The organism is Streptomyces sp. NBC_01381 (assembly GCF_026340305.1).
Taxonomy (GTDB): Bacteria; Actinomycetota; Actinomycetes; order Streptomycetales; family Streptomycetaceae; genus Streptomyces.
This window is the reverse complement of the sequence record NZ_JAPEPI010000002.1, coordinates 3,711,066-3,736,991: the sequence shown is the minus strand read 5'-3', so window position 1 is coordinate 3,736,991 and position 25,926 is coordinate 3,711,066. Positions and strand designations below refer to the sequence as shown.

Annotated in this window: 24 protein-coding genes and 2 pseudogenes; 12 read left to right on the top strand and 14 right to left on the bottom strand. The window is 69.1% G+C overall.

Annotation, left to right across the window (positions count from 1 at the left end; translation table 11 throughout):
- The 3 genes from OG453_RS37965 to gap all read right to left on the bottom strand — a co-directional run.
- Positions 1-2,345 (bottom strand): glycoside hydrolase family 65 protein (locus OG453_RS37965; protein ID WP_266873077.1); only part of this gene is annotated, 2,345 nt, incomplete at its 3' end.
- Positions 2,342-3,079, bottom strand: coding sequence for an HAD family phosphatase (locus tag OG453_RS37960; RefSeq protein ID WP_266873076.1), 738 nt, complete (start codon positions 3,077-3,079; stop codon positions 2,342-2,344). The genes OG453_RS37965 and OG453_RS37960, both read right to left, overlap by 4 nt.
- Positions 3,076-4,077 carry a type I glyceraldehyde-3-phosphate dehydrogenase gene (gap, locus tag OG453_RS37955; protein ID WP_266873075.1) on the bottom strand — a complete coding sequence of 334 codons (1,002 nt, stop codon included), beginning with the start codon at positions 4,075-4,077 and terminating at the stop codon, positions 3,076-3,078. The genes OG453_RS37960 and gap overlap by 4 nt, the downstream gene beginning before the upstream one ends.
- 293 nt (positions 4,078-4,370) lie before the next feature.
- Here gap and ppk2 point away from each other — a divergent pair, with 293 nt between their 5' ends.
- Positions 4,371-5,159: a polyphosphate kinase 2 gene (gene ppk2, locus OG453_RS37950; RefSeq protein WP_266873280.1), complete on the top strand. Its 789-nt coding sequence runs from the start codon at positions 4,371-4,373 to the stop codon at positions 5,157-5,159.
- 81 nt (positions 5,160-5,240) lie between these two features.
- Here ppk2 and OG453_RS37945 read toward each other — a convergent pair whose 3' ends face one another.
- The 5 genes from OG453_RS37945 to OG453_RS37930 form a co-directional block, all read right to left on the bottom strand.
- Positions 5,241-6,119 (bottom strand): universal stress protein, encoded by an 879-nt coding sequence (locus OG453_RS37945; RefSeq protein ID WP_266873074.1) that lies wholly within the window; start codon positions 6,117-6,119, stop codon positions 5,241-5,243.
- Between the two features lie 4 nt (positions 6,120-6,123).
- Positions 6,124-6,576: a hypothetical protein gene (locus OG453_RS37940; RefSeq protein ID WP_266873073.1), complete on the bottom strand. Its 453-nt coding sequence runs from the start codon at positions 6,574-6,576 to the stop codon at positions 6,124-6,126.
- Between the two features lie 136 nt (positions 6,577-6,712).
- Complete coding sequence (locus tag OG453_RS37935; protein WP_266873279.1) at positions 6,713-7,222, bottom strand: flavodoxin domain-containing protein; 510 nt, start codon at positions 7,220-7,222, stop codon at positions 6,713-6,715.
- The gene (locus OG453_RS45425) at positions 7,222-7,536 is read right to left on the bottom strand and encodes a universal stress protein (RefSeq protein WP_353962307.1); all 315 of its coding nucleotides are present in this window, start codon (positions 7,534-7,536) and stop codon (positions 7,222-7,224) included. Before OG453_RS45425 ends, OG453_RS37935 begins: the two co-directional genes overlap by 1 nt.
- A gap of 242 nt (positions 7,537-7,778) precedes the next feature.
- Positions 7,779-8,042, bottom strand: a complete 264-nt coding sequence (locus tag OG453_RS37930; protein WP_266873072.1) for a universal stress protein — start codon at positions 8,040-8,042, stop codon at positions 7,779-7,781.
- A gap of 301 nt (positions 8,043-8,343) precedes the next feature.
- On the opposite strand from OG453_RS37930, the gene OG453_RS37925 reads away from it, so the two are divergent.
- On the top strand, positions 8,344-9,054 hold the full coding sequence (locus tag OG453_RS37925) for a hypothetical protein (RefSeq protein WP_266873071.1): 711 nt from the start codon (positions 8,344-8,346) through the stop codon (positions 9,052-9,054).
- Between the two features lie 56 nt (positions 9,055-9,110).
- Here the strand turns inward: OG453_RS37925 and OG453_RS37920 are convergent, their stop codons facing one another.
- On the bottom strand, positions 9,111-9,311 hold the full coding sequence (locus OG453_RS37920; RefSeq protein ID WP_266873070.1) for a hypothetical protein: 201 nt from the start codon (positions 9,309-9,311) through the stop codon (positions 9,111-9,113).
- 194 nt (positions 9,312-9,505) lie between these two features.
- On the opposite strand from OG453_RS37920, the gene OG453_RS37915 reads away from it, so the two are divergent.
- Both OG453_RS37915 and OG453_RS37910 read left to right on the top strand, forming a co-directional pair.
- Positions 9,506-9,970 (top strand): cyclic nucleotide-binding domain-containing protein, encoded by a 465-nt coding sequence (locus OG453_RS37915; protein ID WP_266873069.1) that lies wholly within the window; start codon positions 9,506-9,508, stop codon positions 9,968-9,970.
- A gap of 104 nt (positions 9,971-10,074) precedes the next feature.
- Positions 10,075-10,407, top strand: a complete 333-nt coding sequence (locus OG453_RS37910; protein WP_266873068.1) for a hypothetical protein — start codon at positions 10,075-10,077, stop codon at positions 10,405-10,407.
- Between the two features lie 535 nt (positions 10,408-10,942).
- Here the strand turns inward: OG453_RS37910 and OG453_RS37905 are convergent.
- Entirely contained in the window at positions 10,943-11,452 is a 510-nt protein-coding gene (locus tag OG453_RS37905; protein WP_266873067.1) for an RICIN domain-containing protein, read from the bottom strand.
- A gap of 1,112 nt (positions 11,453-12,564) precedes the next feature.
- Here OG453_RS37905 and OG453_RS37900 point away from each other — a divergent pair.
- On the top strand, positions 12,565-13,266 hold the full coding sequence (locus OG453_RS37900; protein WP_266873066.1) for a hypothetical protein: 702 nt from the start codon (positions 12,565-12,567) through the stop codon (positions 13,264-13,266).
- Positions 13,267-13,274: 8 nt separating this feature from the next.
- Here the strand turns inward: OG453_RS37900 and OG453_RS37895 are convergent.
- The 3 genes and pseudogenes from OG453_RS37895 to OG453_RS37885 form a co-directional block, all read right to left on the bottom strand.
- Positions 13,275-14,277, bottom strand: a pseudogene (locus OG453_RS37895) (IS5 family transposase).
- Positions 14,278-15,160: 883 nt separating this feature from the next.
- A complete protein-coding gene (locus OG453_RS37890; protein ID WP_266873278.1) occupies positions 15,161-16,006 on the bottom strand; it encodes an NAD(P)H-binding protein in 846 nt (281 codons plus the stop codon).
- The gene (locus OG453_RS37885; protein WP_266873277.1) at positions 15,925-16,275 is read right to left on the bottom strand and encodes a Tn3 family transposase; all 351 of its coding nucleotides are present in this window, start codon (positions 16,273-16,275) and stop codon (positions 15,925-15,927) included. Before OG453_RS37885 ends, OG453_RS37890 begins: the two co-directional genes overlap by 82 nt.
- Between OG453_RS37885 and OG453_RS37880 the strand changes: the two genes are divergently transcribed.
- From OG453_RS37880 to OG453_RS37850, 7 genes and pseudogenes are all read left to right on the top strand, one after another.
- The gene (locus OG453_RS37880; RefSeq protein WP_266873065.1) at positions 16,250-16,525 is read left to right on the top strand and encodes an amidohydrolase family protein; all 276 of its coding nucleotides are present in this window, start codon (positions 16,250-16,252) and stop codon (positions 16,523-16,525) included. The two genes, OG453_RS37885 and OG453_RS37880, sit on opposite strands and share 26 nt — an antisense overlap.
- A 179-nt stretch (positions 16,526-16,704) precedes the next feature.
- The gene (locus OG453_RS37875; RefSeq protein WP_266873064.1) at positions 16,705-19,170 is read left to right on the top strand and encodes a hypothetical protein; all 2,466 of its coding nucleotides are present in this window, start codon (positions 16,705-16,707) and stop codon (positions 19,168-19,170) included.
- Positions 19,151-20,422, top strand: coding sequence for a hypothetical protein (locus OG453_RS37870; protein WP_266873063.1), 1,272 nt, complete (start codon positions 19,151-19,153; stop codon positions 20,420-20,422). Before OG453_RS37875 ends, OG453_RS37870 begins: the two co-directional genes overlap by 20 nt.
- Before the next feature lie 42 nt (positions 20,423-20,464).
- Complete coding sequence (locus OG453_RS37865; protein ID WP_266873062.1) at positions 20,465-20,809, top strand: hypothetical protein; 345 nt, start codon at positions 20,465-20,467, stop codon at positions 20,807-20,809.
- Positions 20,810-20,822: 13 nt separating this feature from the next.
- On the top strand, positions 20,823-21,911 hold the full coding sequence (locus tag OG453_RS37860) for a hypothetical protein (RefSeq protein ID WP_266873061.1): 1,089 nt from the start codon (positions 20,823-20,825) through the stop codon (positions 21,909-21,911).
- A gap of 13 nt (positions 21,912-21,924) precedes the next feature.
- Complete coding sequence (locus OG453_RS37855) at positions 21,925-24,198, top strand: DUF2272 domain-containing protein (RefSeq protein WP_266873060.1); 2,274 nt, start codon at positions 21,925-21,927, stop codon at positions 24,196-24,198.
- Positions 24,199-24,281: 83 nt separating this feature from the next.
- Positions 24,282-25,284: pseudogene (locus OG453_RS37850) on the top strand (IS5 family transposase).
- A gap of 131 nt (positions 25,285-25,415) precedes the next feature.
- Here OG453_RS37850 and OG453_RS37845 read toward each other — a convergent pair.
- Entirely contained in the window at positions 25,416-25,553 is a 138-nt protein-coding gene (locus OG453_RS37845) for a winged helix-turn-helix domain-containing protein (RefSeq protein WP_266873059.1), read from the bottom strand.
- Between the last annotated feature and the right edge of the window lie 373 nt (positions 25,554-25,926).

Genomic DNA, 25,926 nt, shown 5'->3' with positions numbered 1-25,926 from the left:
CCCGGCAGTTCGATGTCGACGGGCGAGCGGTCGGAGGCGGGCACGGCGATGTGCAGCCTGCCCGGTCGCATGCGCAGCCGAATGCCCCAGTGCCCCTGGTAGCGCAGTGCGAAGCCGTACTCGGAGAGTTCCGGGAGCGGCACCGGGTCCAGCCAGAGGGCGCCTCCCCGCGCCTCCAGGCCGGTGAGGCCCCGTTGCACGAGGTCGAGCGTGCCCGCCATGGCACCGAGGTGGATGCCCTCGCCGGTGGTGCCGCCCTGCAGGTCGGCGATGTCGCCCGCCAACGCCTCCTGAACGAACTTCCAGGCTCCCGCGCGCCGCACCCTGGCAAGGACCCAGCCGTGCACGAGGCCGCTGAGGGTGGAACCGTGGCTGGTCCGCCGCAGATAGTGGTCGACCGTGCGCTGCCAGGTGTCCGCGTCCAGCGAGTATCCCAACCGGCCGAAGAGGGAATGCAGTTCGGCCGGGGAGAAGAGGTAGCCGAGCATCAGCACATCGGCCTGCTTGGAGGCCTGGTAGCGGTTGACCGTGTCGCCCTCGGCCTCCAGGATCCGGTCGAGGCGCCGGATGTCGCCGTAGCGGGCGCGGTAGCCGTCCCAGTCCAGCTCCGCCAGCTCCCCGTATCCCTCGAACTGGCTGATCACCCCCTCGTGGAACGGCACATACAGGGTGCGCGACACGTCCTCCCACAGTTCGATCTCCCCGCCGTCGAGCCCGATCCTCTCCACGAGTTCCCGCCTTCGCGGCTCGGGCAGATCACCCAGCACGTCCAGGGCCCTGGCGAGGACCCAGGCCGCCGTGACATTCGTGTACGCGTTGTCGTCGAGCCCCGGCTCCGACGCATCGGGGTAGGCATCGTGGTACTCGTCGGGACCTACCACCCCGCGGATACGGTGCCGGCCCAGGCTCTCGTCGTACGTCGCCGAGTCCGCCCAGAAACGGGCGATCTGCAGCAGCATCTCGGCGCCCTTGGTGTGCAGGAACTCGACGTCGCCGCTCGCCTCGCAGTAGCGCCACACGTTGTACGCCACCGCCGAACCCACATGATGCTGGAGCCGGGAATTGTCCGGCAGCCAGCGCCCCGAGCGCGGGTTGAGGTGCAGCTCCTGGGTCTCCTCACGGCCGTCGCTGCCGCTCTGCCACGGGAACATCGCCCCCGCGCGGCCGGCATCACGTGCCGCCGTGCACGCCTGCTCCAGGCGTCGGTGCCGGTAGGTCAGCAGAGCCCGGGAGACCTCGGGGAAATGCAGGCTCAGGTAAGGCAGGACGAACAGCTCGTCCCAGAAGACATGGCCGCGGTACGCCTCGCCGTGCAGCCCGCGCGCCGGCACTCCGACGTCGAGGTCGGCGGTGTGCGGGGAGAGCGTCTGCAGGACGTGGAAGTGGTGCAGGCGCAGGATACGGCCCGCCTCGCCGGGCACGTCCAGTTCGGCCCTGCGCCACAGCTGGTCCCATGCGGTGAGGTGCGAGTCGAGCAGCTCCTCGAAGCCGGGCGCCCGGCCGACCCGGTCGACGGCCGCCTGCAGGGGGTCGCTGATCGCCGGGTCACGGGAGGTGTGCAGGGCGATGGTCTTGTCGACGGTGACGGTACGCCCGGGTTCCAGGTCGAGATCGAAGCGTTGAGCGGCTCGGCCCGCTTCATGCAGCGTCGCGGCCCTGGCGGAGCCCGCCGTCGTGCGGGCGGCCAGTCCCACCCGTACGTCGGAGGTTGTCGTGCGGCAGCGGAGCCACACGATGTCGCGACCGTCGCCGTCTCCGGTGTGGACGTGCGTCAGGTGCTTGGAGTTCAGCTGCCGGTAGCGCGCCACACCCGCGTTGCTGACGCTCCCGTCCAACGCCGCCTCGACCTCCAAGTCACTGGGCGCGCCCTCCAGGCTGAACTCGGTCCTCAGCAGGGCCAGATGCGGATCAGCCATGTGAACGACGCGCAGCTGGCGCACCGCCAGGGCCCGCCCCTGCCCGTCCTCATAGCGCAGATTGCGTTCCAGGACACCGGACTGCACATCGAGGGACTGCTGCAGCGCGATCAGCGCGGTCGAGTCCGGGGTGAGCCACTCCCCCATCTCGTCCCGGTCCTTCAGCCGGTAGCGCAAGGGCAGCCAGTCGGGCAGGTTGACCATGTCCTCGTTCTCGACCTGCCGGTTCGCGACGTGCGAGGTGAGCCGGTTGTAGCAGCCCGCCGCGTACGTCCCCGGATAGTGCGTGTCGTCCGCCGGGCATTCGGGGGCGGCACCCCGGGTGGCGAAGTAGCCGTTGCCCAGCGTGCACAGCGACTCCCTGAGCCGCTCCTGTGCCGGGTCGTACCCCTCGTACTCCCAGACCCAGTCCTCGATGGGCTCCGTCATGGCCCTTCCCCTCCGTCCAGAAGTTCCCCGAGGTCGTCCACAACGATGTCCGCACCGTGCCGCAGCAGAGCCGCCCTGGTGCCGGCCGCCGCGTTCCTGTCCACGCCGATCACTACACGGAACCCGCCACGCCGCCCGGCCTCGACACCGGCCAACGCGTCCTCTACGACGGCGGTATCCGCCGCCGGCACACCGAGGCGGCGAGCCGCCTCCAGGAACAGCGCCGGATCCGGCTTCCCGGGCAGCCCGAGCCGGGCCGCCTCGGCGCCGTCGACGAGCGCATCGAACAGCGACAACACCCCTGCGTGAAGGAGCAGTTCACGGGCATGGCGGGAAGCGGAGGCCGCCGCGAGCGGAATGCCTTCACCGCGCAGTTCGTGCAGCAGGCGGACGGTGCCCGGGTAGGCGTCGATATGGCCCTTGCGCAACCGCTCGACATAGCGGCACTCCTTGTCCGCGGCCACCGCCTCCACTGCCTCGGCCGGCAGTCGCAGCCCGCGCGAAGCCAGAAAGGACTCGGCGCCGTCGAGACGCGACTTGCCGTCGACATACCGGAGATAGTCCTCGTGTACGTCGAACACCCTTCGCTGCTCCGGGAGTTCGGGCGGATGCTCCACCAGGAACGCGTCAAAAGCTCGCTTCCATGCTTCGGCGTGTACCCGCGCCGAATCGGTGATCACTCCGTCGGTGTCGAGGACAACTGCCCGTACGCCCCGCAGGATGGGCGGGATCACAGGCGCTCACCGACGTAGGTGGTCAGGTCCAACAGCCTTTGGCAGTACGCCCATTCGTTGTCGTACCAGCCGAAGATCTTGACCAGATCACCGTGGGCCTGGGTGAGGGCCGGGTCGAAGATGCAGGAGGCCGGGTCGCCGATCACGTCACGGGAGACGATCGGGGCGTGCGACACCCGCAGGACGCCCTCCAGTCGCCCGCTCGCCGCCTCCTCGAACGCCGCGTTGACCTCCTCCGCGGTGGCCTCACGCCGCAGCACCACCGTCAGATCGGTGAGCGATCCGTCCTCGACCGGGACGCGGACCGCCAGGCCGTCGAGCACGCCGTCGAGTTCAGGCACGACCTGACCGACGGCGCGCGCGGCACCTGTACTGGTCGGAATGATGCTCAACGCGGCCGAACGGGCACGGCGCAGGTCCTTGTGCGGCCCGTCCAGGAGTGCCTGGTCGTTGGTGTAGCCGTGAATGGTGGTCATCAGTCCCTTGGTGATGCCGAAGTGCTCGTGCAGCACACTGACCATCGGAACGACGCAGTTGGTGGTGCAGGAGGCCGCGGAGATCACATGATGCCGGTCCGGCTCGTAGGAGTCGCGATTCACGCCCATCACGATGGTCGTGTCGGCGTTCTTGCCCGGCGCGGAGAGCAGCACCTTGCTCGCGCCCGCCTTGAGGTGCAGCGCGGCGGCGTCCCGGTCCCGGAAGCGACCGGTGGACTCGATCACGACGTCCACGCGGTGCCCGCTCCAATCGAGGGCGGAGGGGTCACGTTCCGCGGACACGGCAATACGGTGCCCGTCCACGGTGATCGAGGTGTCGTCGTGCCGGACGTCACGGCGCAGCCTGCCGTACGTCGAGTCGTATTCGAGCAGATGCGCCAGTGTCGCGGTCGGTGCGACGTCGTTGACGGCGACGACCTCGATCGTGTCCCTTTCCAGGGCTGCACGCAGATAATTGCGGCCGATACGGCCGAATCCGTTGATCCCAACGCGGATGGTCATGAGCAGCTCCCTCTCGTGGCAGGCGCTTCTTGCCTTCGGCCCATGCACCGAATGTCGCGACCCCCGTGTCGGCCAGGCCGGTCAGGGCCTTGTGCGTAAGGGCTCCCGGTGCACCTTTCGTCACCCTCCCACCGCGGGGCCGCCCGGAGCAGGGGCCGACCGGGACCCAAAAAAGGGGGCGTTCGGCCTCGCGGCATCGGCGCGGCACGTACGAGCGGGCTCTCGCTGCTGGAATCCTCCGTAACGTCGTTGCAGGACACGAGCGTTCGATAGCCAGAGGCGGGTGCGTGGCCATGAAGAAGGAGCTGTACGAGCGCGAGCTGTACCGCATGCAGACCGAACTGGTGAGGCTGCAGGAGTGGGTGAGGGCCGAGGGGGCACGGCTCGTCGTGGTGTTCGAAGGACGCGACGCGGCCGGCAAGGGCAGCACCATCAAACGCGTGGCGGAGCACCTCAATCCCCGCGTCACACGCATCGTCGCCCTGCCCGCACCCACCGAGCGCGAACGTACCCAGTGGTACTTCCAGCGCTACACCGAGCATCTCCCCGCCGCGGGAGAGATCGTCCTCTTCGACCGGAGCTGGTACAACCGCGCGGGCGTCGAGCACGTGATGGGCTTCTGTACCAAAGCCGAGCACCAGCGCTTCCTCCACCAGTGCCCCACCTACGAGCGTCTGTTGGTGGAGGACGGCCTGCTGCTGCGCAAGTACTGGTTCTCGGTGAGCGACGCGGTACAGGAACAGCGTTTCCGCCGCCGCCTTCAGGACCCCACTCGCCGCTGGAAACTGTCCGCCATGGACCTGGAGTCGATCACGCGCTGGGAGGCGTACTCGCGGGCGAAGGACGAGATGTTCGTGCACACGGACATCTCCGAAGCCCCTTGGCACGTGGTCGAGAGCGACGACAAACGCAGCGCACGGCTGAACATGATCGCCCACCTGCTGTCGACCGTCCCGTACCACGATGTGCCACCACCGGAACTCACGCTTCCGCCCCGGCCCCCGAACTCGGGGTACCAACGGCCGCCACGGGACCTCCAGTCCTACGTCCCCGATCACGCCGCAGGGCTGACCGGCGACTAGGAATGCGGGACAACGGTGCCGTCGGCATCGTTATCGGATACGAGGTCGGCAGGCCTGCTTCTGCCTCCTTGACCCTCCCCGTCACCCCCGCTGCGGCACGACAGCGACTGGGCAGTCGGCGTGGTGGAGCAACGCATGTGCCACCCGGCCGAGTTGGAGACCAGCGTGGTCATGACGCCGCCGCGCTCCCAGTACAAGCAGATCCGCCGCAGCGGTGAGATCGGCCAGGACCTTGTGTGCGGGGCCCTCCACGACGGAATGGCGCACATACACAGAGGGGTGGTCACTCGCCGGAACACGCAGTGTGTCCTCGAGCATGCTCCATGCGTGGTCCCGGTGGTACCGGGCGGGTTCTTCCGCGATGAGCGGATGGTCCGTCGTCTCGTGGGCGGGGCAGCGCCAGGCGCGTACGGCATGGAGTGTGCAGTGCCGCGCCTCGGCTTCCCGGAAGGCGAATCGGACCGCCGCGACGCTGGTGGTCGTGTCGCCCACCCCGAGGACGATGCGGCCATGCTCGCCATTTCGGCCCGCGGCTCTGCCCCGCACCACGATGACGGGGCAGAGCGCCCGGGAGGCCATCGCCAGACTCACCGAACCGAGCAGCAGTCCGGCGAGCGGCCCCCTGCCGCGCGAACCGGTGACCAGCGCTGTTGCGTTGCGCGTTTCACGCAGCAGGGCGATCTCGGTGTCCTCCGCCAGCACCTCCGTGGAGATCTTCACGGCCGCGTTGCGCCGCCCGGCCCGCTCGGCCGCGAGGTCGATGATGTGCTGTGCGCTCTCGGAGGGTGCCCTCAGACCATAGGCGAAAGCGCTTCCCTCGTACTGCTGCCAGAGCGACGCATGTACGAGCCGTACCGCGAGTCCGAGCCGGTCTGCCTCATCCACGGCCCAGTCGACCGCCAGCAGGCTCGATTCCGAACCGTCCACTCCCACGATCAGGGGCAACTCCACTGTCCCCACCACCTCAATCCGTCTGTATGCCGGAGATGTCCATGGTTGCGATGTCCGACTGAACGATCAGGTAGCTGTGGTGGGCCCGGTGCTGGCCGTCGTGCCACGTCAGTTTCACGCGCGTCCAGCAGTGGCCCATACCGCTGTCCTGATAGGTCACCCTCCATGCGGTCGGCACACCCTTGGCCCGCAGCACACCGTCACGGTGGTGCGCGGCCTCCCACCGGGCCAGGCTCTTGCTCAGGCCGGAAGTGAGGTAGTGGTGACGCAGGCCGTTCGCCAGCGAGCCGCGCCCGGTGTCGTGCAGGACGTCGATGTACGCGCCGTAGAAGTTCGCGACGTGATCGACAGTGGATGCGGGGTTTCCGCTGCGGGCGGGTGGCCCCGCCACGCGGGACGGCGTGTCCGCACCCGCGGAACTCGCGCCCACCGCAGGCACGGTCAGTGCGAGCAGCAGAGCAGCCATGGCCGATATCGTGCGTCGGACCCTTGGGGTTCCGGTCATGATGTCCCTCCCTCGGCACCCCCATTGCACCGCTTTCGGGGCACTCTCCACAGAGGCCAAGCGGCCCCTGGCCAGGGCTGTTCGTCCCTATTCGTTTTCAGTGGCGCTCGGCTGGGCCGACCAGCCCACGGGCGATCTCCTCCGCCCGACCATTGAGGGCAGTCCAGTCGCGATAGTCCCCGTACCGGCAGCCCATGAGCCGGAACAACACCCTGCCTGCCAACGGCAGATGCGCGGGCCTGATGACTCCCGACATCAACCAGTGGCGGCGGTAGGGAACGTGGCCCGGCAAACTCTCTGCGATGACGGGCTCCTCCTTGTGGGCCATACGCTTCCACGGCCCGCGCAGCGAGTCGGGCATACCCACGCTGAAGATCCACACAGGCCGGACACGGAGCAGCTCACTGTTGCGACGCAGGAACTCCCGTGCCTCAGGCAGCCATTCCTGTCCGTGGACGGCGCTGCAGAGGACGAAGGCTTCGTACGCGTCCTCGTCATGGACTTCCTTCATGGGCCGCACATCAGCATCCAGCCCGGCTTCGTCCAGCCGCGCCCCCAGCCGTTCGGCGATCTCCCGGGTAGAGCCGTGCACTGTGGCGTATGCGATCAGTACCTTCGTGTCCGGCGACCAACAACCAGCAAGCCGGAGTCACTTGCAGCCCGAAGCAATTCCGGGGCGGGCCGCCTGTGCGCTACCCGGGCTCGAACCTCCACGCTCGGGAACTTTCCCCGCCATGGATCCAGCACTGCGTCGAGCGCCCATCCGGCCTCGCGGCTCCTGGCCATCCGTGCGGCGCTCCCCCTGCCTTTGTCATCGCGAGTGCCGGGCATCTGCCAGGCGTGAATGACCCGCAACGGTGCACCTCGGAGGCAAGCCTCCTCGAAGGCGAACTCCAGCAGCGGCTCCGACTCGTTCCGCACGTCGATGCCGAGCAACGATTCGCGGCAAGGCGTACTCGTCGCCGGGCTCCCGTCGGCATCCGGTAGATGTTCGTCCGCTTCGCACCATTCCGCGCGTACGAGAACGACCGGGCGTCGCACGTGAGCCACTACAGCATCACGACCGAGCCCGCAAGGAGGCGTCCGAGTTGCCCGAACCCCTGGCTTCCCAAAACGAGCAGCTCGGCTGTCTCGCCCTCGGTCACCAAGCCCGGGACCGGAGGTCACTTGATCTGGTCAGCACTGATCGTCAACTGCGGGAAACACTCGGCAAGCTGCTGCTGCGCGGTGCGCAGCACCCTCCCCGCCCAGTACTGCGGGACCTTCAGTTCGGGCAGGGACACCGGTTGGTCATCGCTCGGCATTCCCTCCCACGCGTGGACGAGCCGCAGCGGCAGCCCCCGGCGCACAGCTTCCCTGGCCGCCCAGTCCGCCGCAGAAATACTCTCTGGGGAGCCGTCCAGACCCACCACGATCGACCGGAGCATCGTCCCCACCTCCTTGTACCATCAGCGTCAGGCGTGGGCGGTCCGACGTGCAGAGTCCGGCGAGCCCCTTTCCCGGGCCGGACAGTCCACAGCAGGGGCCAACCGGCCCCTGCGCAATGCCTCGGCCCTCGACGACGCTTGAGCAATAAGCCAAACCCGTCAAGGTTCGGGGGCATGCCATGCCCGTGCGTCACGCCCAACTCGACCACGCGGCGCACTACCTCGTCCGCGCGGCCGTCACCGCGCCCTCACTGCACAACCGGCTCTCACGGTCACGATGGTGCCGCATGCTCCTGGCGCAGTGCCTTGGGACCGGCGGGCGTTCGAGGAGTATCGACGTCAACTCCATTGCGAAACAGCCCTGCTGGAGGCGCAACACACCGCTTTCGATGAGGTGGAGCCTGCGGCAGGCGGCTTCGTCGCGCGCCACGCCCCAGATACAACCCGCGAGGTGGTTGCCGTTTTCGGGGACGATGGGAGTGCCGGTGTGCAGTACTCCTTGTCGCCCCGATCCGAACGCGGTTGGTACGACGCCGATGATGACGAAGGGGCGGGTGGCCCGCGGCCGCTGGTGCTCAGTACGGGAGAGCTGACCGAGGTGGTCGTCTCGGCGCTCGGCCTGCTTGGCCGACACGCGGCGGATCGCGCAGGCACCTACGGCGGCTGCGCGATCCGCGTCAACCTGGCCGGCCCATCACCCCAAGGTCTCGAGCGTGTCGTATCCCGGGCGCTCGGGCCGGTCCGGCTGACGTCCGGCAGCAGGTCGGCCGAGCAAGCCTCGGCGGAGATCGGCGCATTTGTGGAAGACCTCATCCAGCCAGGCCCGCCGCTGTTCCAAGCCGTCGACCTGCTGCTGACCCGGCTGGGGCGCCGGTTCGGTCAGGTCGAGTCGGTGTACACCACCCGCGAGGGTGCCCTGGTCAGAGACCAGCGGACACCGTTCTTCCCAGGCGACCTGTACCGATGGGCGGAGCGACTGGGCATCGTCGTGGAAAATCACGTCAATCGCTAGCCCGCAAAGCGGGAGCCGGTATTTCTCCCGCCATCACGTCGCGCCCCCTCGTCGGCTCAGTGGTGTACCAGGGCCCGGTGAGGCCGGTCAGAGGCGCCTGCCTCGTGCGTGATCGGCGTCAGGTGGCGGGTGCGGCGACGCTGCAGGCGCAACACCAGAGCGTCGAGCGCGGCGCTGACCACGAAGGTCACTGCCATCGCGCTGACGAGGAGAACGGCGAACAGCCGCCAGAAGTCCGGGGTAAGTGTCGTACCCACGGTTCCCACTTCCTTCCACCAAGTTGCCTTCGTTCTTATCGAATCTCGTATCGGGCGGCGCCACAGGCTGCCGAAGGACTCTCATGCGGGGCCAGATGGACCCGGCCGAACGGCCGGGTGGCCCATGGCCTGTGCCCACAGCACCGGCACATGCTGAACGTGACAGGTCGAAACGCCCGTCCTGGAGGGCCGTCATGAACTCTTCGATCACTCACAGCATGCTGCAGGCACTTCCCGCTGAGCACCGCCAGCGGTTGATGCGCATCGCCCGCGAGGTGTCATTCCCGCACGGGACCCGCCTCTTCGAGGAGGGCGGACGCGCCGACCGGTTCTGGATCATCCGCACTGGCACGATCGCCCTCGACATCCACGTGCCCGGTCGGCGGCCGGCCGTCATCGAAACCCTCGGCCACAACGAACTCGTCGGCTGGTCCTGGCTGTTCGCACCGCGCTCCTGGCACCTGGGAGCCGAGACCACAACGCCTGTACGGGCATACGAGTTCGACGCCGTGGCTGTTCGGGCCATGTGCCGGGACGACCCTGCCATGGGCTACGCGGTCACCCAGTGGGTGGGCGACATCGTCGCCCGTCGGCTGCGTTCGTCCCGCACTCGGCTGCTCGATCTGTACGCCCCGTATGGCAGCGGCACCACCCTGTGAGCGCACCTGGAACCCGACGCGACGGTCGACCGCCCACGGTCCACTCGATCCCCAGACTGGTCCTGCGCCTGGTGCGGGAGAATCCATCGTGGGGCTGTCGCAGGGTGCACGGCGAACTCACCACGCCCGGCATCAAAGTCGCCGCCTCCACCGTCTGGGAGATCCTCACCTCCCAGGGCATCGACCCTGCACCCGACCGGGCCGCCACCACCTGGGCCGACTTCCTGCACTCCCAGGCCGACGCTCTCCTGGCCTGCGACTTCATCGAGACCGTCACCCTAACCACCCAGCGCCAGTACGTCCTCGCCGTCATCGAACACGTCACCCGCCGCATCCGCGTCCTCGGCACTACCGCCCACCCCACCGCGGCCTGCGTCACCCAGGACGCCCGCTGGCCATGGACCTCACTGGCGCACAGGCCACCCACGCGTACCTGATCCGGGACCGGAACGCGAAGTACCCCGTCCTCTTCGACGACATCCTGTGCAACGCCGGCATCCAAGTCATGCGCGCCGAAATAGGGATCCCACGCATGAACGCCCTCACGGAGCGGTGGGTCCAGACCTGCCGCCACAAACTCCTGGACCGCAACCTCGCCTGGAACGAACGTCATCTACGCCACGCGCTCCGCCCATTCGAAGTGCAATCGAAGTGCACTACCAACACCCACCGGCCCCACCAAGCGACAGACCAGACAGCACCCCTACGCTCCGCCCCCGAACCACTCCCCCACGCACAGAACACCCAACTGAAAGTGCGCCGGACAGACCGCCTCGGCGGAGTCCTCCCCGAGTACCAGCAAGCCGCCTGAGCTGCGCGGATGGAGTTTTCGGCAGGCGCGCAGTCTTACCCTCACGGCCCCTAAGCCATGATCCGCCTCGCGATGAACGACCTCCTGAACGTGCCCTCATCAGCCCTCGGCTGGCGCGAAACCTGCTTCGGAACCCAAACATCACCGGACCAGGCTTTCAGTTACTGCTGATGCCACCTGTAGTACTGGTGGGAAGGGTCGCAGGCCGTCGCTTGCAGAAGGGTGCCGTTTCCTACGCTGGGTGTAGACAGACAGAGCCCGCTCGAAGCGTTCTGCCAGACCTGGTACCAGCCTGACGGGGGCCCGTTGGGGTTGTCCGCGTAGAAGACGCGCCACTGCTGGGTGGTCGCCGCCGCGTTACAGAAGGCCATTGTGACTGTCCCCGGCCCCGAGGCCGGTGCCGTGATGCACCGCCCCGTGCGTTGGTTGGTGAAGGTGAACAGGCCGGTCTGGGTATTGAACCCTGCAAGCCAATTCTTCGCGGAACTGCTGCCGCAGGACCACATATGCAGCTTGGCGGCGTTCTCGGTGGCGTTGTCGAGACAGTGGCTCGAGTTCCAGACGTTGATTGGAGTGAAGCCTGCGGCCTGCGCCGGCGTGCCGACCATGGAAAAGGCCAGCACCGCTAACACCGTGGTGACGAGCGCGCACGATTTACGTCGTATGGACATGAGCTCCTCCGGTTCCTCACTGAAGACTGGTGGAGAGCCCGAACGGTATCCAGTAGCTACAGAGGAAGGGGTCCGAGCGTCGCGCGTCCTGAGGCTGCCAGATGGAGACACCGACAATATTCTCCGGCCAGGCGCCCCGATTCTCACAGCAAGGCTGTTTTTCGGCAATGTACTTGAGGAGCATTGTCCGATTCCCGCCGGGGCCGATTTCTCAGAGATCGTCGCCCGTGTAGATGGAGATCTTTGTGGATGTGAAGTCGGCTGCGAGGGCCAGGCTTGCACGACAGCAATAGACACTTTCCCTGCGTCCCCTCCGCCATTTGAGAGGTTCTCGATGGGCGAAGGCGGAAACATTGACTTGTGGTTCACTCGACGCCCGGCCGCGGTGTCGCCCGCAGGCCTGGCGGCTGATGTGGTGGATCACCAACTGCCGTACGCCCGGCATCTGCTCGACGCCCCCCTAGAAGAGGGGGCGTCGCCGTCGCTCTGACCAGGACGCAGGACGCGCTCGTCTTCGGCGGTTACACCGCAGTCGTTCTGGTCGTCGGAACAGTCCTGCTGCGCCGGCGCGACACCAACTGAATATGTGTGCCGCGCAGCTCGTACACCCACCTGACCTGCCCTTTCCTGGTCAGGCGGCCCCTGCTGCGGCAGCCGGACGTCATCCAGCGAGTACCTCACCTACGGCCTTCATATGGCTGACGACTTCACAGGACGCTCCCTGCGGAGGAGGCTGTCTGTTGAGCGATCCGGCGTCTTCGGGGTGTGAACGGCCCCGTGAGCCGGGCCCGGCCAACCGTCTCGGCGGCCCTGGCTACCTGCTCGATCGAGGGGGACGCCATGGCCTGGCCGGCCGACGGCAGAGCGGCTCGAAGGCACCGCAGCGCGGCCGCCTATCAGCATGATCCACTGCAATTCCTGGCGGCAGAGTTCGAAGGCACTCAGGATGTGTGGCGCTCGGCGTCCGGCCGGCTCTGCGTGGCAAGCCCGCAGGCGGCCCGTGACGTGCTGGGCAACCGGCAGGGCGCTTTCCGGCTATATGGCTGCACCATCTACAGCGCGCCCGAGACCTCGCCTTCCAACTGGCCGACTCCCGGCCCGAGGACGCGTCCTTGGCCGTCGCCAACTGCCTGACAGTGCTCCGCAGTCACACTGGCCATGGCACCCCGGAGCCAGAGGTGCAAGCCCTCGCCGCCGATTTCGACTCGCTGAGCCAACGGATGCCGACCACTCCGTCCGCGCGCATTCAGCGCGAGATCGGCCAGATCAATGACGCCCTCACGACCGGGCTCATGACCGACGAGGAAGTCGAGCAATGCTGCCGAACGCTGCTTGAGGACGACGGTCTGCGCGGCCCGCAGCGCCTTCAGCTGAGAGGGTTCCTCACCGAGGCCCTGGTGTATCAGAACCGATGGAACGATGCCCTGGAACCCCTTCAATCCATCCACGCGTATTCGGTCGAGCGGCCCATGCATCCGCAGGTGATCGCCAGGACCCTGCACGATGTAGGGCTGCATGTGGGGCTGTCCGTCGCCTCCGGCGTGCCTGAGTGCCGCGCCTCACTCATGGTCCTGGTCGGCGAAGCCGACGCACCACCTGCCCCTGAGAGCCATCAAGTGCTGTCCATTCTCGTCAGCATCGCGTCACGCATGACGGCCGAACAGCTCAGTCTCCAGGCGGGGATGACGTGCATGCCCTTCAAGATGCAGACGTTGCGCCTCCTGGAAGCGGTGCGCGCCGGGGAGCACGCCGCGATTCGCGAAATCTACGATGGCCTCGATGGTCTCGACACGGCGGCACTAGGGCCTGTGTGACGTCGTGATCAATCAGTTGCCTTCAGCAGGTCGTTGATCCAGATCATGGAGGCGCGGAGGTGGAGGCCGACGAGGTAGCTCTGGGGCGTCTTGTCGTATCGAGTCGCGATGCCCCGCCAGGCCTTCAGCTTGTTGATCAGACGCTCGACGGTGTTCCGCTCCTTGTAGAGACCGGCGTCGTGACCTGTGGGCCGGCCGCCCCGGCTGCCTTTCCTCTTCCGGTTGGCTGCCTGGTCCTTCTTCTCCGGGATGACGGCCTTGATGTTGCGTTTGCGCAGGTAAGAACGGTTGGCGCGGGATGAGTAGGCCTTGTCGGCGGCGACAGCCCCAGGCCGGGTCCGGGGACAACCGACAGGCAGACGGATCCGCACTTCTGCAACACGTGGACGAACTGCGGGCTGTCGGCGGCCTGTCCCGCGGTCAGGACGAACGACAACGGACGGCACTTGCGGTCCGTGGCGAGATGAACCTTGCTCGTCAGCCCGCCACGGGATCTCCCGAGCAGGGCTTCCTTCAGACGGAGCTTGTGCCGTCGTCTGAGGTGCCGCCGTTTTTCCCGGTCGAGGGCGTCGCTTCCGTCCTGTCCGTTCTGTTCCGGCGCGGCGCCCCCTTTTACCGGGCCCGTTCCTGGTCGGCGGCGGCTTCCTCCAGGGCGTCCATGACCTCCTTGCCGATGTACATCCCGGCGGCGTCGTGGTGGGCGCGGGCGGTGGTGGAGTCCACGCTGACCAGGGATAAGTCCGTCTGTCCGCGGCGGGCGGCCTCCGCGATCGTGCCTTCCAGGAGAGCAGAGAAGACCCCGGCGTCCCGCCAGACGCGAAAGCGCCCGTAGACCGTCGGCCACGGTCCGAACTCGGAGGGCACCTCGCGCCACTGGGCGCTGGACCGGAACCGCCAGATCACCCCCTCGAACTGCTCCCGCAGCCGCTCGGGCTACGGACCGTACTCGCCTATCGGCAGGTACGGCTCGATGAACTCCCATTGCTCGTCGGTGAGTTGCCTACGTGTCACACCCAGCGTCCTACCAGGTCCTACCCCGCACGGGACCAGAACCCGAAATTGATCACGACGTCACACAGGCCCTAGGAGTCAGTCAGTCGCGAATCCAGAGGCGCAGGCCAGCCTTTGCTGGCCGGGCATGAGTGCGATTCGGGGACAAGCCGTGCCGAGGGCGCAGTGTTTGTAATGACGGCTTCTGTACGCGACACTGCCCAGGGTGGGCGCCGATGACGCGGGCGTTGGATCTCATCGAGGGTTGGCCCGTCAGGCGCCCAGCACCACCGCTTGTCACGCAGATCAGCCTTCCCCATCACCCATTCGTGGCACGTCAGCGACCTCGAGGTCGGTCCGCCTCCTGAGAACTCGAACTGGGTGCCGGTACCGGCCCTGATCAACCGAGGTGTCGACTCGAATCTCGACGATGACCGCAGGATCGGCGGTGGTAAAGGCCAAGACCTCCTTGCTCCCCCAGCTTGCCGAAAAGCGAACCTGGGCCCACGGGTGCCCAGCGTCGCCTGAGCTCAGGGCTTGGCCAAGTTCCTGCCGCAGGCTCTGAGTGAGCGGTGTCGTACGGGCTACGAGCCGTAGGTTGCCCTCGGCGTCGAACCGGCCGAGCAACAGCGTGCGCGGGGAGGCCAGCGGACCGGTGACACCTCCGATCACGGCTTCGGTCGTCTCGAAGGTCCACTGGCGAAGAGGCGGTGTTCCGGACGTGCGCAATGCCCTGGCCTTCTCACGTGTCGTGATGGCGAATGCTCATGGACGTCCTTGTACAGCGAAGTTAGTCGCACGCAGCGCGCTGATCTGGGGCGACTAGGTTGGATGTCAACGAGCAGGACGTGCAGGCCACCGGATTCGGTTGGGCAGTCGGAGGCGATACGCCCGGGGCGTCCGGTCATCCCGCCAGGCGGCCTGGATGGGACGCGGGACTGTCACCGGTGTTTGGCGGTGCCAAGCTCGTCGGTGAAGCAGGCGAGGACCTCCTCGGCGGTGGCGACGGGGTCGAAGAGCTGCTCCTGGCGGCGGGGGTCGGCGACGTAGCGGCCGGTGTCGAACCAGCGGAACATCGCGGCCATGTGAAGCGGCCGGCGACGGCTGCCGCGGCGCGGGCGACGGGGGACGGGACGGCCCACGCCTTGACCTTCTTTCCGGCCCGGGCACTCATCAGGTCGGCCACCTCGCGCATGCTGACGGGGCGGTCCCAGCCGATGTCGATGCGCTCCCCGTTCTGAGCGTCGGCGTCGACCGCGGCGGCGAGGTCGGAGGTGTGGAAGAAGGTCAGCGGGACGGTGGTCTTGCCGATCCAGATCATGCGGCCCTTGTCGATCGGGTCGCCCGCTGAGGTCGCGATCTGGTCGAGGAATGCCCCCGGGCGCAGGGCGACGAAGGGGACGCCGAGTTGTTCGAGTTTGTCCTCGGCGAGCTTCTTGTGCCAGAGGTGTGGGACGTCGGTCGTCTGGTCGCTGGTGAGGATCCTGGTCAGGACGAATCGTCGGATGCCGGTGCGGTGGGCGGCCTCGGCGAGGTTGGCGTTGCCGAGGGTGTCGATGTCGTTGGCGTTCTTGCCGCCGCGGGTGTGGCCGGCGGCGGTGGTGATGACGGCGTCGGCGCCGTTCATGGCGGTCACGAGCGAGCCGACGTCGAGCATGTCGCCGCGGGCTATCTCGACGCCCTTGTTTTCGAGCCGGCTCGCGTCGCTGGTGGGCCGCACCAGGGCGCGGACATCCTTGCCGCGTGCCAGGAGTTCGTCGACGACCTTGCTCCCCAGGGAGCCGGTCGCCCCGACGACGAGGACGGGGAGGTGGTTGGTCCGGTGGCAGTCATAGGGGTTGCACTTTCCATCAGGTCGGAGAGGACCTGCTGAAGCAGCAGGGTGTTGATGTGCACGAGCGCGGACTGGAGGAGGTGCAGGGCGAGCATCGAGGTCTCGGAATGCTCCCTGTCCGGGCCGGTCAGCGCGCCGTCCTTGCCGTAATGCAAGACGGTGTTCGCGCTGTTCCAGTTCTCCACGACGATGATCGCGGTGGCCGACAAGCACGAGAATGTCTGTATCGATACCAGCGCCTACACCGCCCGCCGCGCTCCGCGCGAGCTGGTGGACCACATACGGGGCCGAGGTCGCCGGAAGGTGCGCTTCGGCTCCAACTACCCAATGATCACGCCTGCTCAGGCCCTGGAACACCTCGGCGACCTCGACCTGGACAAGGAGGCCACCGAGCTGTTCCTGTCCGGCAACGCGCGGCGTGTCTTCAAGCTCTGACCGCACACCGGCCAGGCCGGAACCGCGCCCGTGATCGTGTGGCCCGTTCTCGCTGCCGCCGCACCGCATGCGTAAAAAGACGTGTTGACCTCGCTCGGCGGGCCGCAGAACGATGAGCCAGCCTCCGGAACGGGTCCGGCGGTGGCAAGTCCATCGGCGCCCCCGGGGGGTGGCTGCACATGTCCGTGCTCGGCTCTGGTTCCATCAGCCCGTTTCTTGCTGCCGACAGCTTCGAGATGCCCGACGAAGGGGAGAGCCCGGCCGCGTCGGCGCCGCCCGGCCCGGCGGCGTACGAGAGCCCCTTCCTCAGGAGCTATCTCCGCGACGGTGAGGACCCGGCGGTGGATCCGGAGGCCGAGGAGTTCGCCGCCTTCCTCGCCGAGCTCTACGAGCCGGGGCTCGACGACGCCCTGCTGCGGCTGGCCGGTGAGGCCGCCGCGGAGCATGCGGAGCTCGAGTCGGGGGACGGTGGGGCGGTTTATACCGATCCGGCGGCTGTGCGGCAGTTGATGGATGACCGTTATGCCCCGCTTGTACGGGAGTTGGAATCGGCCATAGATGCGGTGGCCGAGGCGGGCGGCGAGCGTGCGCTGCACGCGATGGACGAGAACGAGGTGGACACGCTCTTCGAGGCATTCGCCGCGCCGCCGGGCGGCCATCCGCCGGGATCGCCCTCCTTCGAGTTCCTGTTCGGCATCGGCAACGTGCTGAAGAAGGTCGCCAAGGGCGCGGTCGGCCTCGCCAAACGCGGGCTCAAGGTCGTCGCGAACCTCGCCCTCGGCCCGCTGCTGGCCAAACTGAAGCCGATCGCCGTCGCCCTGCTCCGCAAGGCGGTCGCAGCCGGGCTCAAGTGGCTGCCGGAGGGGCTGCGCCCGTACGCGCAGAAGCTCGCCGAGCGACTGCCGCTGCTGGGCGCGGGCGAGAGCGAGACCCGCGACGACACCGGCCGGGAGACGGTCGATGCCACCGGTGATGTCCGCGAGCTGCAGGCCGAGTTCGGGATGCGCGCGGCCGACACGGTGTTCGCCGACACCGAGGCGGCCATGGACCGGCCGGGCGCCGAGTACGCCCGGGAGGCGGACCGGGCCGCCGTCCGGCCCGACCCCGTCGCGGAACTCGACCGCGCTCGCGAGCGGTTCATCGCCGAGCTCGGCGCGGCCGAGGACGGCACCGATCTGACGCCGCAGCTGGAACAGTTCCTGCCCGCGGCGCTGCCGGTGCTGAAGCTCGCGCTGAAGCTGACCGGCGGGCGGTCCGTGCTGGTGAAGACCCTCGCCAAGTTCGTCGCGCCGCTCATCCGGCGGTTCGTCGGGCCGACCGCCGCCGCGGCGCTGTCCCGGGCGCTGGTGGACGCCGGGCTGCGCCTGATCCACCTCGAAGCCGGCCCCGAGGACGAACGGCAGGCGGCGGGGGCGGCGATGGCGTCCGTCGTGGAGGACACGGTGCGCGGCGTGGCCGCGCTGCCGGAGCACATCCTCGCCGACGACACCCTCCTCGAAGGCTTCGTCCTGGAGGCCTTCGAGCAGGCCGCCGCCCGCAACCTCCCGCAGATCCTCACCGAGGCCACCTACCAGGACCGCCCGGAGCTGCGCGAAGACCTCACCCTCCGCGGCGCCTGGCTGCCGAAGCCGCTGCGCGGCCGGCACCGCTACCGCAAGTACACCCGCATCCCGTGGGTGACGGTCTCGCCGTACCAGGCGGCACACATCGGCACCTTCTGCGGCCTCAATCTCGGTGACACGCTGCGGTCCAGGCTCGGATACGCGCCCGGCGCGCCGGTCCGCGCCCGCATGCATCTCTACGAGGCGGTGCCCGGCACCACGCTCGACTCGATCATGCGCGGCGAAGGACTGGAGGACCCCGAAGGCGAGCTGTCCGAGACGCCCGCGCTGCACCCCCTGACCCCGGACGCGGCCGCGCTGCTGCTCGGCGAGCCGGCCCTCGGGGAGGAGGCCGAAGCGCGGTACATGGACGGGCAGTTGCTCGGGGTGGGGCAGCGGCTGTACTACCTGGAGGCCGCGGACGCGGGCGGCGCCGCGGCGGCGGACCCCGGCGGAGCCTTGGCGGCGCAACCCGTCGCGGCCCCCGCCCCCGCAGCCCGCCACACCCGCGCCCCCGCGTCCCGCCCCGGCCGGGTCCGTATCAACCTCGGCTGCACCGACGACACCCTGCGGACCGAGCTCTACCTCACCGAAGCCGAGGCGCAGCGGCTCGCCGCCGGACTGCGCCAAGGCCGGCAGGCCGGACAGCTCCTGGCCCCGCTGATACGGCCGTTGCGCCGCCGGATCAGGGCCGCCCTCACCGGCCACCGGCTCCGCATCGTCCACGGCGCCGTACCGCCCGGCGCCGGTGCCGCGGCGCTGCGCACACTGCCGGCGGGTGCGCTGAACCGGCTCGCCGCGACGGTCGAGGAAGCGCTCACCCGCGGGCTCGCCACGCTGCTGAAGGACCACCGGGATGCGTTCACCGCCGCCACCGAGGCGCCGGAGGACGGTGCGACCGTACGGGTCGTGCTCAAGGCGGCGCCCGTACTTGCCCGGGTGCGCTCGGCCCTTGACGGCCGACCCGAGCGCCCCGGCCGCCCCGCGGCGCCCGCGGCCATGGACGTCACCGTGACAGCCGGGCATGCAACGCACCGCCGCTGACGCCACGCGGGCCCAGCTCGCCCGCCAGCTCGGCCACTGGACCGCGGCGGCCGACCGGCTCGGCGCCCTGGACGACCTCGCCGCGCCGGCCGCCTGGGCGGGCCTGGAGCAGTACCTCGGCGTCGCGGTGCGCCGCGCCCTGACCGAGGCGGTCAGCGGCCTGCGCACCCGCGGGCACATCCTGCGCACGGCCCTGCGCGCGGCCCACTCGCCCGCCGAACTCGACGCCGTCCGGCGCCGCTTGCTCGAATTCCGGCAAGGCTATCTACGGGCCGAGACCAGCATCGAGTTCTACGCCGACGCTGTGAACACCCGCACCAGCCCGCACATCGCCGCCCTGCTGCGGGCCTGCGACAGCCTCGCCCAGCGCAGCATGGCGGCCGTCCTCGACCCGCTGCTCAAACCCGTACCGGCGGTCCTGACCTACCTCGACAACGGCGTCGGCGCCGCCATCCTCAAGGCGGGACTGCGGCTGTGGGACGGCAGCACCGAGAGCCCGGCCGCCACCATCAAGGTCACCCGGCACAGCCTGCTCTGCCCGACCGCCGTCCTGCACGAATGCGGTCACCAAGTCGCCTTCCAGACCGGCTGGAACGAGGAGGCCGCCGCCCTCCTCGCCCGCGCCGCCGCCCCCGCGGGCCCCGACGTCGCCGCGCTGTGGGCGGGCTGGTCCTCCGAGATCACCGCCGACGTCTTCGCCTTCGCGCACGCGGGCTACGGCGCCGTCGCCAACCTGCACGACGTGCTCTCCGGCGGCCCGGCGTACGTCTTCCGGCTGCTGCCCGGCGACCCGCACCCGGTCGCCTGGCTGCGCGTACCGCTCAACACGGCGCTGTGCCGGCACGCCTACGGACCGGGGCCCTGGGACGCGCTGGAGCGGGAGTGGCTCGCGGCGTATCCGCTCGCCGACTGCCCGGACCTCCAGGCCCGCGAACTCCTCGCCGCCTCACTGCCGCGGCTCCCCGCCCTTGCGGCCGCCGTGCTCGACGAGCCGCTCGCGGCCTTCGCGGGGCGCCCGCTGACCGCGCTCGTACCGCCGCAGCGGGTCGCGCCGCAAGCCCTGCGGGAGCTGGCCGCCCGGCTCGGCCCCGCGCTCTACACCTCGCCGCACTGGCTGTGGAACGAGGGGCTGCGGCTGCTGGCGCTCACCGGCTGGCGGGCGGCGACAGAACCAGAGCCGGCGGCCGGCCCCGCCGCCGGACAGGAGGCCTGGCTGCTGCGGCTCGGAGGAGGCGCGGCGCCGGCTGCCTGACGTAACCGACCGACCCACCACGACCAGGGGGGGGATCACCAGATGCCCGAGGAAAAGGCGTCCCGGACCACCGAGAAGCCACCACCGCAGGTGCGCCGCACCACCGCCACTGCCACCGCCACCGGCTCGGGGGATGACCAGCCGACCGACCCCGGCCCGGTACCGCCCGACCCGCTGCAGGCGTTCCGCGACCGCTACCGGCGCATCCGCGACGACCTGCGGGTGGCCACCACCCAAGCGCCGGCCGCGGACCGCAAGCTGTGGTGCCTGCCCGACCTGAGCTGTCTCGCCCGCAACCCCGCCGCCCCCGCCGCCCCCGGCGTCCACGGGCTGGATGCCGCGAAGGCCGCGAACGCCGCACTCTGCCGCGACCAGAGTTCAGAATGACGAGGAGCCCGCGATGTTCCGACAACTGACCCGGCAGATTCCGGGTGGCGCCGAGCTCCTCTTCCGGCTGCACCCCATTGATCTGGCCTCTCTGCTGGAGCAGGCCTGGACCTTCCAGCGCAACGACCTCACCCAGCCGTCCGGCCACCCCGACCACCGCAGCGACATCCCCGGCCTGCCCGTTCGGCTGCAGCAGCTCTTCCAAGGCTTCGACCGCAACCAGCGCGTCTTCTCCAGCACCTCCCCGGACGACTGCCGCCCCGGCTATGTCCGCTGGGAGCACCTCAGCTACGCGTACATGCTCGAGAGCACCCGGCTCATGGAGATCTTCCGCCGCGTCGTCGCCCTCTACCGCGAGGGCGAGGAGCTGGGGGTGCCCTCGAACGGCGCCGAGCACTGGCTGCGCAACACCGAGGAGCTCTTCTTCCGGGAGTCGGCCCCCTTCTTCATCACGGCCCTCACGAGCTTTGGCCGCCCGAACGGCGACTCCATCCGGCGCAACGCCTACTACCGCATGTTCGGCATGGACCTCACCCACCCCGCGGCGGAGCCGTATCCGAAGCCGGCCGCCGCCAACACCCAATTCGTCTCCATCTTCGAGGAGTTCCTGCGCGAGACCTGGATCGGCATCATCAACGTCCGCAACACCATCGGGCCCAACCCCACCGACCACGCGAAGATCGCGGACCTGGCGGAGCGGCTGTCCGACATGCTCACCACGCGCAGGCTCGCCTCGAACCTCTCCCGGGAGGAGTTCTGGGCGATCTCGACGATGGCGTGGTTCCATCTGACCCTTGACTTCAACTCGCCGATCGTGAGCGCGCTCCGCGCCGAGGCGACCAGCCCCGAGCAGCGGCTGTTCCGCATCGCGGAGCGGGTGCGGATACCCGCGCATGCGATGTCGAAGAGCTTCTTCGACGTCGCCGACGCGATCTCGCGGCTGCTGATCGCCATCGAGACCAAAGCGTTCGACGACGCGGCGAACGTCCCGGTGCTCTTCAACGACCTGCTGATCACTCCGGATGTGCAGACGGTGATCACGCACTGGTCGATCACCACCGGGCGAGATCTGAAGGCGCCGAAGGTCGCCCCGAATCCGTAGAGGGGAGCAGGCCATGCCGTACGAGACGGGTGTGCCGTCGCCCTTCGCGGACGAGGGCGCGCTGGAGCTGCCGGAGGGGGCGGCGGGGCCGCCGGCGCCGGCCGGCGGGCCGTTCCAGGCGGAGGGGGAGTGGTATGAGGGCGAGGCGTACGCGGGTGACGCGTACGCGGGCGAGAGCTACGCGGCAGAGCCGTACGGGGCGGAGCCGCACGCGGCCTCGTCGTACGAGGTCGATGCCGTCGAGCCCGCCGAGCAGGAGTCCGGCGAGGCCGCCGATGAGCCGGTGTCGGAGGCGGAGTGGCAACTCGCCCAGTGGGAGGCGGAGCTGGACGACGCCGCCGAGGAGGGCGAAGGGCCGGACGACTTCGCCGGCGAAGGCCCGGACGACCTCGCGGGCGAGGAGCCGGACGCCGCCCCGTCCGGCGAGAGTGAGGAGCCGGCGCGGCCCGCCGCCGCCCTCGGCGCCCGTATCGCGGCGATCGCGGAGCAGGAGTGCAACCGCTGGGGCGACGGCGCCCGGAAGGAGACCGACCCGCGGCTGACGGCGGTGCTGCAGGACTACTACCGCACCGGCGTCCGCCGCACCGTCGACGCGGCCGATCTGCAGAGCGTCGCGTGGCAGGCGCACGAGCCGTGGAGCGCGGTCTTCGTCTCCTGGGTGATGGCGAAGGCCGGCGCCGCGACCTTCCCGCGCAGCAGCGCCCACCGCGGCTACATCAGCGCCATCAAGCGCCGCACCGCGCAGGGCGACACGACCAGCGAGTTCTGGCTGCACCGGCTGGAACGTGCCCGGCCGGAACCGGGCGACATCCTGTGCGCCGACCGGCCCTGCGGCCCGAACAAGCCGTGCAACGGCGCCACGTACGACAACATCGACAACGGCCACGGATGGTGCACGCACGGCGACATCGTCACCGCGGTCGACCTGGCCCGGCGGACGGTCCGGGTGGTCGGAGGCAATGTGGACCAGTCGGTGCATGCGCGCACGTACCGGCTGGACGCGCAGGGCTTCGTGCTGCCGAAGCAGGGCAGGTGCGGGCACTTCGCCCTGATCAAGGTCCGTGCGCCCGGCAGTGGTGGCGCGGCCGGCGGGGCCGGTGCTTCCGGACTCGGCTCGGTCTTCCGGCTCTTCGGGCTGCTTCCCCCGGACGCCCTGGCCAAGGCGATGCGGCTGAATCGCTCGTACGGGGAGCGGCTCGGCTGGCGCGGCCGGATCGACTCCGTCGCGCGGCTGCTCGGCGACCCGCAACTGGCAGGGGACGAGGTGCGCTTCGCGCACGCGGTCGCCCAGTGGCAGGGGCAGCACGGGATGGCGAAGGACGGCATCGTCGGCCCTGATACGTGGGCGGCGCTGCGGCGGCTGCTCGACGCGGGGCGGCCGGCGATGCCCGCTGCGGGGCCCGCGCCTGCTCCAGCCCCTGCCACCGCGCCGCCGGCGACCGCGCCCGGCGTGCCGCCGCTGGGCGGGGACAGGCAGCCCAGCAAGGACTACACGATCAAGTATCGCGGCAAGGGCGCGGCCCGACAGGCCCGCGGGCTGGCCCGGTACTCCGCGGACCGTCCGCTCGCCGCGACGCTTAACGACCTGCGCAGACGCGGTGTTGTCACGATGTCCGAGGACATCCTCGACACCTTCGTACGCGTGTCGCAGGTGGAGACCGGCGGGGCCGTGCAGGCCCTCAACACCTGGGACAGCGCGGTGGTCAGCATCGGCTTTCTGCAGCTCACTCTGCAGCACGGGAAGCTCCAGGAATGGATCGACGCGGGCCCCGAGGCGTTCCGGCGCTTCGGGATCGAGGTCGACCGAGGCCGCACGTACCGGTGGGGTAAGACGACGAAGCGGGCGATCGTCGGGGCCGCCACCAAGGATGAGCTGCGCTGGGACGGCTGGGCCGAGCGCTTCTACCTGGCCGGACTCGACGAGGCCGTGATCGTCGCCGAGTGCGTGATCTCCATGCGGTGGCTGGAGAGGCATTTGTCAGGCATGAAGGCGGGGTTCACCAGGGAGCGCATGGGGTGGGCCGCGGACGCCTTCCGGGCGCACTACGACCGGTCGCCCTATGTGCGGGGGATGTTCCAGTCCGCGTACAACAATCTGCCGGTGGTGGCTCAGCGAGCGGTGATCAACGCGATGCACGCGGACCACAAGGCCGGCGGCCTGTCCACGGAGCGCTTCATCCCGGTCCTCGCGGACGCGATCAAGTCGGCGTTCGCGTCGTGGAAGACGCCGCTGCCGGAGCGCGGGGTCCACGTCGTGGAGAAGACGCGGAAGGGGCTGCACGACTGACTGACTCCTAGGGCCTGTGTGACGTCGTGATCAATTTCGGGTTCTGGTCCCGTGCGGGGGTAGGACCTGGTAGGACGCTGGGTGTGACACGTAGGCAACTCACCGACGAGCAATGGGAGTTCATCGAGCCGTACCTGCCGATAGGCGAGTACGGTCCGTAGCCCGAGCGGCTGCGGGAGCAGTTCGAGGGGGTGATCTGGCGGTTCCGGTCCAGCGCCCAGTGGCGCGAGGTGCCCTCCGAGTTCGGACCGTGGCCGACGGTCTACGGGCGCTTTCGCGTCTGGCGGGACGCCGGGGTCTTCTCTGCTCTCCTGAAAGGCACGATCGCGGAGGCCGCCCGCCGCGGACAGACGGACTTATCCCTGGTCAGCGTGGACTCCACCACCGCCCGCGCCCACCACGACGCCGCCGGGATGTACATCGGCAAGGAGGTCATGGACGCCCTGGAGGAAGCCGCCGCCGACCAGGAACGGGCCCGGTAAAAGGGGGCGCCGCGCCGGAACAGAACGGACAGGACGGAAGCGACGCCCTCGACCGGGAAAAACGGCGGCACCTCAGACGACGGCACAAGCTCCGTCTGAAGGAAGCCCTGCTCGGGAGATCCCGTGGCGGGCTGACGAGCAAGGTTCATCTCGCCACGGACCGCAAGTGCCGTCCGTTGTCGTTCGTCCTGACCGCGGGACAGGCCGCCGACAGCCCGCAGTTCGTCCACGTGTTGCAGAAGTGCGGATCCGTCTGCCTGTCGGTTGTCCCCGGACCCGGCCTGGGGCTGTCGCCGCCGACAAGGCCTACTCATCCCGCGCCAACCGTTCTTACCTGCGCAAACGCAACATCAAGGCCGTCATCCCGGAGAAGAAGGACCAGGCAGCCAACCGGAAGAGGAAAGGCAGCCGGGGCGGCCGGCCCACAGGTCACGACGCCGGTCTCTACAAGGAGCGGAACACCGTCGAGCGTCTGATCAACAAGCTGAAGGCCTGGCGGGGCATCGCGACTCGATACGACAAGACGCCCCAGAGCTACCTCGTCGGCCTCCACCTCCGCGCCTCCATGATCTGGATCAACGACCTGCTGAAGGCAACTGATTGATCACGACGTCACACAGGCCCTAGCGGGGCCGCGGTCAAGATGGATACGGTAGATCAGCCGTGGCTTGCGGCCGGTCCTGGTGCAGATCAGCGCGGCCATCGAGACACGTCTGGCGCCTTGGGCCGTGACCTTCACGAGGGGTGTGTGACGATCTTCGATTCGTCCCGCTCGGTGGCTCTGCGGCTGGAGATCTGCGCGCTCCAGCCAATGCAGTGCAGCAGCAGGTCCAGCCCGGCCAGGGTGTACTCGGCGCCGAACCGGCGGCGCACGACCTCAGCGATCCGCGCCAGCGTCCAGCACTGGTCACTCCAGCCGCACAGGCCGGGCCGGATTCCAACGCCGCATCCAAGTACCGTAGTTGACCGGCATCGAGCTTGATGCAGGCACCACCGGCCCGCTTGGGGGCCAGGGCCTGCCGGCCGCCCCAGGCCAACGCCCGACGCCATCGGTTCGCCGACATCCGCGTAACCCTGAACTGCCGGTCCACCTCCACGTCACCGGCCCCTGCCTCAATCAAGTCGGCTGCTGCGAGCCGGACCTGCTCGCGTCGAGCCCGCGTCTCGGCCGTCAGCGCACCGCCATCGGGATACCTCATCCCTCCGGCATAGCGCGACCCACACCAACGGTCACGACCCGACGTAA